This window comes from Frankia sp. Mgl5, from assembly GCF_023242985.1.
GTDB lineage: Bacteria > Actinomycetota > Actinomycetes > Frankiales > Frankiaceae > Parafrankia > Parafrankia soli.
In genome coordinates, this window is sequence record NZ_JALKFY010000005.1 from 58,608 (window position 1) to 71,842 (window position 13,235).

A 13,235-nucleotide genomic window follows, 5' to 3' on the forward strand; every position below is an offset into this window, starting at 1 on the left:
TGACGACCGGCAGACCTGAGCGATCCACGGCAGCGAGGAGACATCGACGTGTCCATCGGTCTCGACACCGACCATGCGGCGCTCGCCGACTCGGTCCGCGGGTTCGTGGCCCGGCACGCGCCGTCGGAGGCGGTGCGTGCCGGCATGCCTGACTGGGCCGCGGGCGCCGCGCCCGACTACTGGCAGAGGGTCGTGTGGCCGGGGATCGTCGAACAGGGCCTGACCTCCCTGCACCTGCCGGAGGAGTTCGGCGGCGGCGGCGCCGGACCGGTGGCGCTGTCTGTCGTGGTCGAGGAGGCCGCCCGCGGCCTGCTGCCGGGACCGCTGCTGCCCAGCGCGCTGACCAGCGCGGTGCTGGCCCGCTACGGCGACGACGGCACGCGCAAGCGGCACCTGCCGGGACTCGCCGCCGGGGCCACGGGCGCCACCGCGCTGACGGTGGCCGGGCTGGCGGCGACCCCGCTGGCCGACGGCGAGTACCTGGTCAGCGGCTCGACGCTGCCGGTCCTCGGCGCCCCCGGCGCGGCGCTGCTGCTCGTGGGCGCCACCACACCCGAGTCCGGCGACCTCTGGTTCGTCGTGGAGCCGGGGCCCGGCGTCGAGGTCGCGGTGGGCGCGCCCGTGGACCATACGCGCGCGGTCGGCGTCGTCACCCTCACCGACGTCGTCGCCCGTCCCGCCCAGGTCGTCGGAGTCGGGACGGACCAGGTACGGGCCGTGGCGGCGGTGCTGTTCGCCGCGGAGGCGGTGGGGCTCGCCCGGTGGTGCCTCGACACGGGCGTGGCCTACGTCAAGGTACGGGAGCAGTTCGGACGTCCGGTCGGATCGTTCCAGGCGATCAAGCACAAGTGCGCCCGGATGTTCATCGACATGGAGATGATGTCCGCGTCGGCGTGGGACGCCGCGCGGTCGCTGGAACAGGGTGAGGAGCAACTCGCCCTCGCCGCGGCCGGCGCGGCCGTGGCCTGCCTGCCGACGGCGACCGGGATCGGCCTGGCGACGATCACCCTGCTCGGCGGCATCGGGTACACCTGGGAGCACGACGCGCATCTGTACTGGCGGCGGGCGATGACGCTGGAGAACCTGCTCGGGCCGGTCAGCGACTGGGAGTACCGGGTGGGCGAGCTGGTCCGGGTCACCGCGCGCGACTTCGGCGTCGACCTCTCCGCCGCGGACCCGGCCTTCCGGGCGCGGGTCGCCGGTGTGCTCGACGAGGTGGCCGCGCTGCCGGCCGAGGGCCCGGCCCGCCGCGAGCGGCTCGCCGCCGAGGGGCTGGTGATGCCGCACTACCCGAAGCCGTACGGCATCGGGGCCACCCCGATCGAGCAGCTCGTGATCGCGCAGGAGTACGAGCGCTCGGGAGTGGAGCAGCCGCGGCTGATCGTGGGGGACTGGGCGCTGCCGACCATCCTCGCGTCCGGCTCCGAGGAGCAGAAGGAGTTCTTCGTCCCGGCCACCCTGCGCGGCGAGATCGTGTGGTGCCAGCTGTTCAGCGAACCGGGCGCGGGCTCGGACCTGGCGTCGCTGTCCACCCGGGCCCGCCGGGTCGCGGGCGGCTGGCTGCTGACCGGCCAGAAGGTGTGGACGTCGAGCGCGCACGAGGCGCAGTACGGCATCTGCCTGGCGCGCACCGACCCCGAGGCGCCCAAGCACCGGGGGATCTCGTACTTCCTCGTCGACATGGCCGCCCCCGGTGTGGACGTCCGCCCGCTGCGCGAGGCCAACGGCGGATACCTGTTCAACGAGGTCTTCCTCAACGAGGTCCTCGTGCCGGACGACCGGCTGGTCGGCGAGGTCAACCAGGGCTGGGCCCTCGCCCGCACCACGCTGGGCAACGAGCGGGTCAGCATCAGCGGGATGCGCCACATCCCGACGGACCTGATCGACCTGGTGGCCTCGGGGGCGCTCGCCGCGGCGGGACGGGACGTGCTGCGCGAGGTCGGGGCCACCTTCAGCACGGCGCACGCGCTGGCGGCGCTGGGGCTGCGCACGGTCCTGCGCAGCCTGTCCGGGCTGCGCCCCGGGGCGGAGTCCAGCGTCGCCAAGGTCGTCGCCTGCGGGCTCACGTCCGACATCGCGGCGCGGGCCATGGGGTGGTTCGGCCCGGCGGCGGCGGTCGCGGACGGCCCCGGCGGGCAGCGCGCCCAGGGTTACCTGACCGTGCCCCCGCAGCTGATCGGCGGCGGCACCGTGGAGATCCAGCTCAACGTCATCGCGGAGCGCATTCTCAACCTTCCCCGCGGATGAGGCCCCCGTGGATCACCCGCAGACTTGATGCTTTATCTAATTCCGTGATCTGCCTGGGAGTCTCATGGGCATCGACATTGACCTGAAGGGCCAGCGCATCCTGGTCGTCGGCGCGTCGTCCGGCATCGGGCGGGCGGCCGCGATCGCCGCCGCCGGCAGCGGCCGCCGGCCTGGTCACCGCGGACTTCATGCAGGTCGACGATGTCGGTGTGGCGCTGGCCGAGATCACCGCACTCGCGCTGGCGCATCCCGGTCTCGGGGTGGACGAGCTGACGCTGAACCCGGCCAGTGCCCCGCTCGACACCGCCGCCCTGCGCGCGCTCGCCACCGGTGCCGCCGCCGGAAGCCGCCCGGACGGCCCGCCCGGCCCGGACGCCGGTGCCGCCTGAGCAGGCCGCCGCGGTGACCGAGCCCCACCCTGCGCCGCCCGTCCCCGGACGGCAGCCCGCGGGGCTGGTGACCGTCGAACATGTGGACGGCTTCGCGGTCCTCACCCTGAACGATCCCGCGCGCCGCAACGCCCTGTCGTACGAGATGAGCCGCGCGCTCGCGGACGGCGTCGCGGTGGCGCTCGCCGCCGGCGCTGGCGCGCTCGTGCTGGCCGCGGCCCCGCCGGTGTTCTGCGCCGGCGGGAGCCTCGACGACCTGATCGAGCCGCGGGCGCCGCTGGCCGAGACCTACGCCGGCATGTTCGCGCTCGCGCGCGCGCCGGTGCCGACGATCGCGGCGGTCGGCGGGGCCGCGATCGGGGCCGGGGTGAACCTGCCACTGGCCTGCGACGTGATCCTCGCGTCCGGGTCGGCGTCGTTCGACCCGCGTTTCCTCGACGTCGGCATCCATCCCGGCGGCGGTCACCTCTGGCGGCTCGCCCAGCGGGTCGGCCGGCAGGGTGCCGCCGCGCTCGTCCTGTGCGGTGACCGGCTCAGCGGCGAGGAGGCGGCCCGGTGCGGGCTGGCCTGGCGCTGCGTGCCGGACGCCGACCTGCTGGAACGGGCCGGCGCGCTCGCGCGCCGCGCTGCCGGCCGGCAGCGCGACCTGGTGGCACGCACCAAGGAGACGCTCGCGGCGATTGGCGCCGGCACCGACGAGGGCACGGCGGTCGCCCTCGAGCTCGCCGCGCAGCAGTGGTCGGTCGACCGGCCCGGCTTCGCCGACCACGTGCGCGCCGTCCGGGACCGGCTGCGGGCGGCCCGCCCGGCCCGCCGTTAGCCGCCGGGCTTCTCCTGCTTGAAGCGGGCGGTGCGCTCGAGGAACTCGGGCGAGTTCATGATCCCGCTGACGATCAGCCGGTCGATGTGCCGCTGGGCGGTGCGGTCCGAGACGTCGGCGTACATGTCGATGGCCAGCTTGGCCACCCCGAGCACCTCGGCGGGGATGCTGACCAGGTCGCGGCAGAACGCGTGGACGTCGTCCAGGAAGGTCTCGGCCGGGAAGACGTCGTGCACCAGGCCGATCCGCCGGGCCTGCTCGGCGCCGACGCGCCGGCCGGCCATCGCCATCCACTTGCCCCAGACCGGGCCGACCAGGCGGGTGAGACGGCTGGTGCCGCCGCTGCCCGCGAGCACGCCGAGGTGGACTTCGGGGACGCCGAACTCGGCCTGCGGGGTGCAGAACCGGAAGTCGCAGGACACCGCCATCTCCACGCCGGCGCCCAGGCAGATGCCCTGGGCGGCGAGCACGATCGGCTTCTCGATCGACTCGAACTCGTCGTAGAGCAGATGATGGCTGCGGTAGTTGCGGCGGAAGTTCCAGCCGGGGTGGGTGTGCTCGGTCCGCGGGTCGCCGGGTCGGTCGCCGACCGGGGCGGAGAGGTCGATGCCGGCGGTGAAGTAGGGCCCGACCGCGGTGATCACCAGGCAGCGCAGGTCGTCGCGGTCGGCGAGGAGCGTGGCGGCCCGCCACAGCGTCTCGGTGATCCGCGGGCCGATGACGTTCCGTTTCGCCTGCCGGTCGATCGTCACGGTCAGGATGCCGTCCCGCTCCGAGAGGCGGGCGTGCTCCTCGCTCTCGGCCGGGTGCGGCCGGCCGTTGTGCTCACCCGTCGTCGTCATCGGTGTCTCCGTCCATGTTCGCCGGTGGGGCGGTTCGCTGGTCAGCCGGGGGGCGCCGGCGCGAACGCCTGGCGGACCATCTGCAGGAACTGGATGTCGGGCAGTCCGGGCTCACCGTCGGCCCGGGTCGCCTCGGCACCCCGGTACGCGCCGACCATGGCGGCCAGCAGCCGGGCCAGCCAGTCGGCGTTCCCGGACCGGATGGTGCCGTCGCGCTGCCCGCGCCGGATCAGCTCGGCCTCGAGCTGCATCGCCGCCGCGTAGCCGTGCGCGATGTCGTCGCCGAGCTGGGGCATGACGGGGCAGCCGTCGGAGAACAGTCGTCCGATGAGCCGGCCGAAGTCGGCGTAGGTCCGGTAGAACTCGACCTCGGCGCGGGTCAGCTCGATGAGCAGGTCGAGGCCCTGCCCCGGCGCCTCGACGAACGACCGGATCCGGGCCATCAGGACGATGGCCCGCCGGTCGATGACCCCGCGCAGCAGATCCTCCTTGTTCTGGAAGTGCAGGTACAGCGCGCCGACCGAGATCTCGCAGCGGTCCGCGACCTCGCGCAGGTTCGTCTCCCGGTATCCGTGCCGGCCGAACAGCTCCTCGGCGGTGTCGAGCATGCGTTCGCGGGTGAGCCGTGTCCTCGCGCCGCGCACCTGGCCGTGGGTCTGGCCGTGGGCCCGGCTGCGGGCTCCGTCGGGTTGGGTGCGCGCGGTCAACGCGGCGTCGCATCCTCGTGGGGTGCTACCGGATGGTCGCCGGCCGTGTCCCGCCGAGCCTGCGCGCCGCCCGTGCCGAAGCGTTCCTCGAGCGAGAGCTTGTGGACCTTGCCGGTGGCGCCGTAGGGGAGGGCGGCGACGAACCGCACATGCGCCGGGACCTTGAACGGGGCGAGACCGGCCGCGACCCAGCGCCGCACTCCGTCGGAGTCGACGGTGGCGCCGTCGGCCGTGGCGCCGTCACGCGGCACGATGACGGCCATCACCTCCTGGCCGAGTTCCCGGTGCGCCACCCCGATCACGGCCGCGTCGGCGATGTCGGGATGGTCGAGCAGCCGGTTCTCGATCTCGATCGGGTAGATGTTCTCCCCACCGCGAATGATCAGGTCGCGCAGGCGGCTCTCCACGTACAGCAGATCGTCCTTGATCCTGCCGAAGTCCCCGGTCCGGTACCAGCCGTCCGGGTCGAGCACGTCGCCGGAGGCCGCCTCGTCCCGCCAGTAGCCCAGGAAGGCGCTCGGTGAACGCAGCCAGATCTCGCCGGTCCCGCCGCCGGTGATCTCCGTGCCGTCCGGTTCACGGATCGTGAGCTCGGTGGTCGGCGTGGGCACCCCGGCCGCGCCCGGGTGGGCGGCGAGCAGCGGGCCGCTGACGGCCGTCCCGATACCGCAGGTCTCCGTCATCCCGTAGCCGCTGGTGACGACGGTGCCCGGCATCAGCCGCGCCACCGCCCGGGACAGCCCGGGTGGAGCCGCCGCGCCGCCGCAGCCGATGGTTCGGATGGCGCCCGCGCCGAGACCGCCGACGCTCGGATGGTCCAGCAGGCGCAGGATCTGGGTCGGCACCCCACTCCACTGGTTGACCCCGTGCCTGGCGGTCAGGTCCAGGTGGACGGCCGGGTCCCAGCGCCCTGGCGGGGACAGGACGAGCGTCATCCCGGACCGGGGCGCCGCGCTCAGCAGCAGCCCGAGTCCGGAGATGTGGAAGAAGGGCCCGACGAGCAGCGAGACCGGGGGGCCCTGCGCGGCCGGTGCCGCACCGGAGACCACCTCGACGGCGCCGCGCAGCGCGGTGTCCAGCCCGAAGTTGATGAGTCCGCGGTGGCTGATGAGCGCGCCCTTGGGCCGTCCGGTGGTCCCGCTGGTGAACAGGATCGCGACGGCGTCGTCCTCGTCGAGGTCGGCGGCGTCCGTCCCGAGGTCGGTGGCGCCCGTCCCGGGGCCGGTGGACCGGCCGGCCGGGAGGCCGTCGGCGGCCGCGAACAGCGCGGCGAACGACGTGGCCGGGATGTCGCCGGCCGAGGCCGCGGACGGCCCGTGACTCCCGGCGGGCTCGCGGGCCCCGGTGGGTTCCCGGGTCCCGGTGGGCTCGCGGGTCCCGGTGAGCCGGGCGAGCCTGGGTCCGTCCGCGACCAGCAGGTGGGGCTGGGTCAGTTCGAGCCCGTAGGCCAGCTCCGGCGCGGCCCACCAGGCGTTGAGGCCGACGACGACCGCGCCCAGCGTGATCACCGCCCACATCGTCAGCGCGTGTTCCGGGCTGTTCGCGCCGGCGAGGGCGACCCGGTCGCCCGGCCGCACGCCGTGCCGGCGGCGCAGCACCGCGGCCAGCGCCGGGACGCTCCGCGCGGCCTCGGCGTAGGTCAGCGTCCGGTCACCCTGCACGAGGTAGGGCCGGTCGGGGTGGTCCCGCGCCGCCTCGGCGAGGACCGCGACGAGGTCGCGGTGCCGCTGCGCGAAGACCGTCATCTCGACGCCGCGCACCTTCGCCCGGACCAGCTCGAAGGGGGCCCCCGGGCCGAGCAGCACCGGGCGCAGCGCCGGTGGGACGCGGTCGAGATCGGGCCAGCGCAGCATGTTCGCCCCCTGGGCGGCAGAGTGCATATTTAATACAATCTTACCTGGTGGCTCGGGCTCGCGTGTCTGACGGACCGGCGCGAGTCCGGTGATCCTCACGAGCGGAGACCGGCATGCAAGCGGAAGACCTCATCCTGATCAGCGTCGACGACCATCTGATCGAGCCCCCCGACCTGTTCGCGGGCCGGCTCCCCGCCCGGTTCGCCGACGCGGCCCCCCGCGTCGTCCGGCGGCCCGACGGTTCGGACGTGTGGACGTTCAACGGCGCGGTCATCCCCAACATCGGCCTGAACGCCGTGGCCGGGCGGCCGAAAGAGGAGTACGGCGTCGAGCCGACGGCCTTCGAGGAGATGCGGCCCGGCTGCTACGACATCCACGAGCGGGTCAGGGACATGAGCGCCGGTGGGGTGCTCGGGTCGATGTGCTTCCCGTCCTTCCCGGGCTTCAGCGCCCGGGTGTTCGCCGCCGCCGCGGACAAGGACCTCGCGCTGTCGGTCGTGCGCGCGTACAACGACTGGCACCTCGACGAGTGGTGCGGCAGCTACCCGGACCGCTTCATCCCGATGGCGCTGCCCGTCCTGTGGGACCCGGAACTGGCGGCGGCCGAGGTCCGGCGGGTGGCGGCCAAGGGGTGCCATTCGCTCACGTTCACCGAGAACCCGGCCGCCCTCGGCCTGCCCAGCTTCCACGACGAGCACTGGGATCCGCTGTGGCAGGCCCTCGTCGACGAGGACGTCGTCCTGTCGATCCACCTCGGCTCGTCCGGGAAGCTGTCGGTGACCGCCCCCGACGCCCCGGTCGACGTGATGATCACGCTACAGCCGATGAACATCTGCCAGGCGGCGGCCGACCTGCTCTGGTCGCGGGTCCTCAAGAAGTTCCCCGGAATCAGGATCGCGCTGTCGGAGGGCGGGACGGGCTGGATCCCCTATTTCCTGGACCGCGTCGACCGCACCTATGACATGCACCGGCGGTGGACCGGGCAGGACTTCGGCGGCCGGCTCCCGAGCGAGGTCTTCCGGGAGCACTTCCTGACCTGCTTCATCGCCGACCCGGTGGGGATCCAGCTGCGCGGCCTGATCGGCCTGGACAACATCGCCTGGGAGTGCGACTACCCGCACTCCGACTCGTCGTGGCCGTATGCGGCCGAGGAGCTCGCCGAGGCCGCCGCGGGCGTCCCGGACGCGGAGCTGAACAGGATGTCCTTCGAGAACGCCATGCGCTGGTACTCCTTCGACCCGTTCGCGTACCGGGCCAGGGAGCGCTCGACCGTCGGCGCGCTGCGGGCGGAGGAGGCGGGCCGGGACGTCTCGACCAGGTCGTACGACAGCGGCCGCTTCGTCCGCAGCGGCACGGGGGTGGAGCTGGGCTCCCTGGTGGAGCAGGTCACCGCCTGACGGACCGGACGTCGGACGCGTCCACGATCGGGTTGCGGATCGTGCCCACCCGCTCGATCCACACCTCGACGACGTCGCCCGGGACCAGGTAGCGGGGCGGCTTGCGGATGTAGCCGACTCCGGCGGGGGTGCCGGTGATCAGGACGTCGCCCGGGTTGAGGGGCACGGTGCGGCTCACGAACGACAGGATCCGGCCGATCGAGAAGATCATGTCGCTGGTGTCGCCGTCCTGCACGACCTCGCCGTTGACGCGGGTGACCAGCCGTAGGCCCGCCGCCGGGTCGCCGACCTCGTCGGCCGTCACGACCGGCCCCATCGGCCCGCTGCGGTCCGCGTTCTTGCCCAGCGTCCACTGCGCCGAGGCACCCTGGGCGCGGCGGGCACTGAGATCGTTGAACACCGCGTAGCCGAACACGCCGCGCATCGCCGTGTCCTCGTCGACGTCCGTCAGGCCGGAGCCGACGATGACGGCGAGCTCGCCCTCCCAGTCCAGGCCCCGCTCGCCCGGCGGGACGGGGACCGGGGTGCCGTCCACCGCCAGGGACGCGGTCCACCGGCCGAAGATCGGCGGCTTTCTGGGCGGTTCCAGCCCGGTCTCCGCGGCGTGCGCGTGGTAGTTCAGCCCCATGCCGAGGATCCGCGCCCCGGCCGGTACGGGCGGCACGAGCTCGACGTCGGCGAGGTCGTGCTCGCCGGTGGTGACCCGGCGTGCCTGGGTGGTCCAGCCGGCGAGGTCGGCGTAGAAGTCGTCGACCTCCGTGAGGCGGGCGACCCGCCGCGGCTCGTCCCCGGCCGGCTCGTCCCCGGCCGTGCCGGCCCCGCCGGCGCCGAGCACCAGGCCGACCATGACGCGCCGTCCGTCCCGCAAGCCCACGAACCGCATCGAACCCGCCTTCTACCCAGCTCGGACACCGGCCGCACCGGTTCGGCCACCGGCATTGTGCACCAGGGAGCGGGGCGGTCAGGCGCCGACGGCGGGGACCTTCGTCTCCAGGTACTCCTCGAAGCCGCCCAGGCCCATCTCCCGCCCGATCCCGCTCTGCCGGTCCCCGCCGAACGGCATGTCCGGGGCGTAGCACCGGCCGCCGTTGCCGTTGCCGTTGCCGTTGACGTTGACGGAGCCGGTGCGCACCCGGCGGGCGATCGTCATCGGTCAGTCGGCCGGCGACCAGAGGATGTTGCGCGCGTGCAGCAGCTCGACGACATGGTCACCGTGGTCGCGCAGCAGGTGGACGAACTCCGCCGAGGCCCGGGCCCCGTCGCCCGCGCTGATCGCGCTCTGCACGGCACCGATGCCGCGCTTCTGCACCTCGATCGTCCCGGGCACGAGGGCGAAGAAGTTGCCCGGGATGATGCCGGTCATCAGCCGGGAGAACGAGGACAGCCGGGGGGAGTGGGCCATGGCGAAGATCTGGCGCAGGTAGGCCTCGTTCGCGTGCAGGAGCTCGTCGGGCCGCGTCGCCGCCTGGAGCGCGCGTTCGGCGGCGGCCAGCACCGCCACGCCCGCCGCGTCACCGCGTTCGGTGCCGCGTTCGGCCGCCAGCCCGTACAGCTCGCCCAGCAGCGCGTAGTAGTCGATGACCGAGTTCCGGTCCAGGCCGTGCACGAACGCGCCGCGGTGCGGTTCGATCGCGATCCAGCCCTCGCTCTCCAGCGCGATCATCGCCTCGCGCACCGGGATGCGGCTGACGCCGAGCTCCTCGGCGATCTCGTCCTGGCGGACGTGGTCACCCTGCCGCAGGGCGCCAGCGAAGATCAGGCCGCGGATGTGGTCGGCGACCTGGCTGCCGCTGCTCCTGCGGTCGACGATCGGCCGCTTGGTGCCCGCGCGGTTGGGCTGCGAGCCGGCGGCGGTCGCCGTCCGACGGTTGGGAGAGATGTTCGCGCTCCTTCGTGGGCGGTCCCGGATTGTTCTCGGCGTGTAGAAAATATCCAATCTTTGGTTGGATGCTCGTCCGCACGCCGGGAGACCGTCCTCACGTCGAGGCCGACCGGGCTCGGCGCGTAGCAGCGCGGCCTGCTCCGGGAAGCGGGCCAGGGCCATCAGCCCGTTCGGGATGCCCTCGGCATTGGAATCCCCCCGCGTTCACGGGAGGGAGGATGTCAAAGGGATTGAAGCCGAGCATCGGGCCCCCTGCCTCGGTCTGGTGTGGTGTCCGGCCCCGGCCCCGGCCCCGGCCCCGGTGACCGGTCCGGGGCCGGGGCCGGTTCGGTCGGGGTGTCCGCGCCGGCGGTGATGCCGAGGTAGGCGGTGGCCAGGTGCTCCGAGTCGACGTCCGCGGCCGGCCCGTCCCAGGTGATGTGCCCGACGGTGAGGAAGGCGACCCGGTCGGCCAGGGCGAGCGCGTCGCGGGTCTTCTCCTCGGCGATGAGCAGCGCGGTGCCGCGGGCCCGGAGTTGGCGCAGCGTGTCGAAGATCTGGTCGATGACGAGCGGGGCCAGCCCGAGGGAGGGCTCGTCCGCCACGAGCAGGCGCGGCGGGCGGACGAGAGCCGGGGCGAGGGTGAGCATCTGCTGCTCTCCGCCCGAGAGCGAGCCGGCCGGCTGGTCGCGGCGCCGGGCCAGCGACGGGAAGGCGTCGTAGGCCCCGGCCCGCTCGTCGGCCTGGCGCAGCCAGAGGGTCAGGTTCTCCTCGACGGAGAGGTCGGGGAAGATCCCGCGGCCCTCCGGGGCCAGGTAGACGCCGTCGCGTTCCCGGTGCTGTGCCGGGGTGCGGGTGATGTCCTCGCCGGCCAGCTCCATGGTGCCGGCGGTGGGTGGGAGCAGACCCCCGACCACCGCGCACAGAGTGCTCTTGCCGGCTCCGTTGCTGCCCAGCAGCGCGACGGCCTCGCCAGGCGCGATCGTCAGGCCGATCCCGTGCAGTACTTCGATCTCGCCGTAGCCGGCGCGCAGACCCGCGGCGCGGAAGATCGGCGCGGCTGCCTCCGCCGCGGACTCGGGCGGAGTTCCGGCCCCGGCCGGGGCCGTGGTCGCTACAGGCTTCGTCACCGAACTCACCGCCGGCTCCGCCGCCGACTCCGTGACCGCCGGGCCCGGGGCGGTGGCGAGCCTCAGTGCCCGGCGCCGACGCTGCTCCCGGGTGGCGCGCCCGATCGCGGCCAGCGCGCCGTCCGGGTCGCGGGCAAGACCGATGGCACCGAGACCGAACAGGATCTGCATGAAGTAGGTCGACGCCGGCACGTTCTCGAGCGCCTGCGGCGCGAGCACCGTCACCAGTCCCGCGAGCACGGCTCCGGCCGGCCGCCGGACGCTGAACGTCACCGTCGTGGCCAGCCAGACGAGGCCGAGCAGGACGTCGTAGTCGGTGTTGGTGACCCGGCCGCGGCTGGCGGCCAGCAGCACGCCGCCGAAGCCGGCGATCCCGGCCGAGATGACGAAGACGAGGAGCTTCATCCGGCCGACCGCGATCCCGCTGGTACGGGCGCCGACGTCGGTCGACCGGACGGCCAGCATCGCGCGGCCGGTGCTCGACGAGCGCAGCGCGTGCACCAGCCAGATGGTGATCCCGACCAGGACCAGCAGGAAGGCGACCAGCCAGCGCGGGTTGGACGTGTCGACCAGGCCGAGATCAGGAGCCGGTACGGCCCAACCGCCGGAACCGTTCGAGATGTCGTGGATCTGGAACAGCAGGCTCTGGCCGACGAAGGCGAGCGCGAGCGTGGACAGCGCGAGCGGCAGCCCGCCCAGGCGCCGGGTCGGCAGCGCCACGACCGCGCCGGTGAGCGCGGCGACGGCGGTACCGGCGAGCAGCGCCACCCCGAAGGGGACGTCGTGGGCGAGCAGGAATCCGGCGGTGAACGCGCCGGAGAGGACGAACGCCGCCTGGGCCAGGCTCACCATCCCGCCGATGCCGGTGACGACGGTGAACGACATGAGCACGATCGCCGTCGCGAGACCCTGCGCGAGCAGCCCGGCCCAGAAGTCGGTGGCGCCCCAGGCGGTGTAGGCGAGCAGGCCGACCGTCGCCGCCACCCACAGCGTCCGGCGGCGCCACAGCGAGATCTCGGTCGGGTCCTGGGCCGGTGGTTTCTCCTCCAGCGTCGTCCCGGCCCGCCGGCCGCGCTCGGCGCCGAAGTAGATCAGCAGCAGGAACAGCAGGATGAACGGCACGGCCGTCGGGAAGCCGGTGATGTCCAGGTCGACGTAGCCGGCGACCAGGTTCTGCGCCACACCGAGCAGCAACCCGCCGGCCATCGCCACCGGGATCGAGGTCATCCGGGCGAGCACCACGGCCGGGATCGAGATGAACAGCAGAGTGTTGTAGGTGAAGCTGCCCAGCCCGAACATCGGTGCGAGCAGGACACCGACGAGGCCGGCCAGCCCGCACGAGGTGATCCAGGAGACCGCCGAGGCGCGGTCGGGGTCGACGCCGCGCAGCGCCGCGATGGTCGGCCGGCTCACCGCCGCCCGCATCTCCAGGCCGATCCTGGTGCGTCGCGTCAGATACCAGAGCAGGGCGGCGGCGAAGACCGTGGCCGCGGCCATGGCGATCTGGTCGGTGTCGATGATCAGGCCGTCGCCGATGGTGTAGATCGTCTTCGGGTTCGGGCCCAGCCCCGGGATGCGGAAGACGTCCTCGATGGTCGGCAGGTCCAGGTCGGCCTTCTCCCGCAGGACCGCGGTGATCCACAGGCCGAGCGCCGGCAGCGCGATGAGCAGGCCGAGGGTCGCCACCATCCGGGCGGCGATAGGCGCCTCGCGCAGCGGATTGAACAGCACCCGGTGCAGCAGCCAGCCGAGCAGCGGTGCGAACACGCAGACCGAGAGAATCGCACTGGGAACGACCGGCAGGCCCTGGCCGGTGTTGAGCTGGAAGAAAAGGTACGCGGTGGCGAAGGCCACCCCGCCCTGTCCGAAATTGAAAACGCCGGACGTCTGATAGGTCAGGGTCAGGCCGGAGGCGAGGATCGCGTACAAAGCGCCGGTGACCAGCCCCGCGACCACCAGGTTGAAGAACTCGGTCACGTGTTCCTCCTA

Annotated in this window: 10 protein-coding genes and 1 pseudogene; 4 read left to right on the forward strand and 7 right to left on the reverse strand. The window is 73.3% G+C overall.

Annotated elements, in window-relative coordinates; genetic code table 11:
• Positions 1 to 48 precede the first annotated feature (48 nt).
• The 3 genes from MXD62_RS03845 to MXD62_RS03855 all read left to right on the forward strand — a co-directional run bounded on the left by MXD62_RS03845 (position 49) and on the right by MXD62_RS03855 (position 3,456).
• Positions 49 to 2,247 carry an acyl-CoA dehydrogenase gene (locus tag MXD62_RS03845; protein ID WP_248828035.1) on the forward strand — a complete coding sequence of 733 codons (2,199 nt, stop codon included), beginning with the start codon at positions 49 to 51 and terminating at the stop codon, positions 2,245 to 2,247.
• Positions 2,248 to 2,435: 188 nt separating this feature from the next.
• The gene (locus MXD62_RS03850) at positions 2,436 to 2,636 is read left to right on the forward strand and encodes a hypothetical protein (protein ID WP_248828036.1); all 201 of its coding nucleotides are present in this window, start codon (positions 2,436 to 2,438) and stop codon (positions 2,634 to 2,636) included.
• Between the two features lie 13 nt (positions 2,637 to 2,649).
• Positions 2,650 to 3,456: an enoyl-CoA hydratase-related protein gene (locus MXD62_RS03855; protein ID WP_248828037.1), complete on the forward strand. Its 807-nt coding sequence runs from the start codon at positions 2,650 to 2,652 to the stop codon at positions 3,454 to 3,456.
• On the opposite strand, the gene MXD62_RS03860 is transcribed toward MXD62_RS03855, so the two are convergent.
• The 3 genes from MXD62_RS03860 to MXD62_RS03870 are packed head-to-tail and all read right to left on the reverse strand — an operon-like array spanning position 3,453 to position 6,885.
• Complete coding sequence (locus MXD62_RS03860) at positions 3,453 to 4,298, reverse strand: enoyl-CoA hydratase/isomerase family protein (protein WP_248828038.1); 846 nt, start codon at positions 4,296 to 4,298, stop codon at positions 3,453 to 3,455. The two genes, MXD62_RS03855 and MXD62_RS03860, sit on opposite strands and share 4 nt — an antisense overlap.
• Before the next feature lie 41 nt (positions 4,299 to 4,339).
• Entirely contained in the window at positions 4,340 to 5,005 is a 666-nt protein-coding gene (locus tag MXD62_RS03865) for a TetR/AcrR family transcriptional regulator (protein ID WP_248828039.1), read from the reverse strand.
• Positions 5,002 to 6,885: a class I adenylate-forming enzyme family protein gene (locus MXD62_RS03870; protein WP_248828040.1), complete on the reverse strand. Its 1,884-nt coding sequence runs from the start codon at positions 6,883 to 6,885 to the stop codon at positions 5,002 to 5,004. Before MXD62_RS03870 ends, MXD62_RS03865 begins: the two co-directional genes overlap by 4 nt.
• An 86-nt stretch (positions 6,886 to 6,971) precedes the next feature.
• Between MXD62_RS03870 and MXD62_RS03875 the strand changes: the two genes are divergently transcribed.
• Positions 6,972 to 8,255 carry an amidohydrolase family protein gene (locus MXD62_RS03875; protein ID WP_248828041.1) on the forward strand — a complete coding sequence of 428 codons (1,284 nt, stop codon included), beginning with the start codon at positions 6,972 to 6,974 and terminating at the stop codon, positions 8,253 to 8,255.
• On the opposite strand, the gene MXD62_RS03880 is transcribed toward MXD62_RS03875, so the two are convergent.
• The 4 genes and pseudogenes from MXD62_RS03880 to MXD62_RS03895 all read right to left on the reverse strand — a co-directional run bounded on the left by MXD62_RS03880 (position 8,245) and on the right by MXD62_RS03895 (position 13,223).
• Positions 8,245 to 9,138 (reverse strand): fumarylacetoacetate hydrolase family protein, encoded by an 894-nt coding sequence (locus MXD62_RS03880; RefSeq protein ID WP_248828042.1) that lies wholly within the window; start codon positions 9,136 to 9,138, stop codon positions 8,245 to 8,247. The genes MXD62_RS03875 and MXD62_RS03880 overlap by 11 nt on opposite strands.
• Before the next feature lie 78 nt (positions 9,139 to 9,216).
• Positions 9,217 to 9,399 (reverse strand): annotated as a pseudogene (locus tag MXD62_RS03885) (aldehyde dehydrogenase family protein); the annotation flags it as partial.
• A gap of 9 nt (positions 9,400 to 9,408) precedes the next feature.
• Entirely contained in the window at positions 9,409 to 10,299 is an 891-nt protein-coding gene (locus MXD62_RS03890) for a GntR family transcriptional regulator (RefSeq protein WP_248828043.1), read from the reverse strand.
• 59 nt (positions 10,300 to 10,358) lie between these two features.
• A complete protein-coding gene (locus tag MXD62_RS03895) occupies positions 10,359 to 13,223 on the reverse strand; it encodes an ATP-binding cassette domain-containing protein (protein ID WP_248828044.1) in 2,865 nt (954 codons plus the stop codon).
• Positions 13,224 to 13,235: the final 12 nt, after the last annotated feature.

What these genes read in the sequence shown, in the direction of transcription:
- MXD62_RS03850 (WP_248828036.1), top strand. Translation starts at nt 2,436, where the DNA reads ATGCAGGTCGACGATGTCGGTGTGGCGCTGGCCGAGATCACCGCACTC.
- MXD62_RS03860 (WP_248828038.1), bottom strand. Translation starts at nt 4,298, where the DNA reads ATGACGACGACGGGTGAGCACAACGGCCGGCCGCACCCGGCCGAGAGC.
- MXD62_RS03870 (WP_248828040.1), bottom strand. Translation starts at nt 6,885, where the DNA reads ATGCACTCTGCCGCCCAGGGGGCGAACATGCTGCGCTGGCCCGATCTC.
- MXD62_RS03875 (WP_248828041.1), top strand. Translation starts at nt 6,972, where the DNA reads ATGCAAGCGGAAGACCTCATCCTGATCAGCGTCGACGACCATCTGATC.
- MXD62_RS03880 (WP_248828042.1), bottom strand. Translation starts at nt 9,138, where the DNA reads ATGCGGTTCGTGGGCTTGCGGGACGGACGGCGCGTCATGGTCGGCCTG.
- MXD62_RS03890 (WP_248828043.1), bottom strand. Translation starts at nt 10,299, where the DNA reads ATGGCCCTGGCCCGCTTCCCGGAGCAGGCCGCGCTGCTACGCGCCGAG.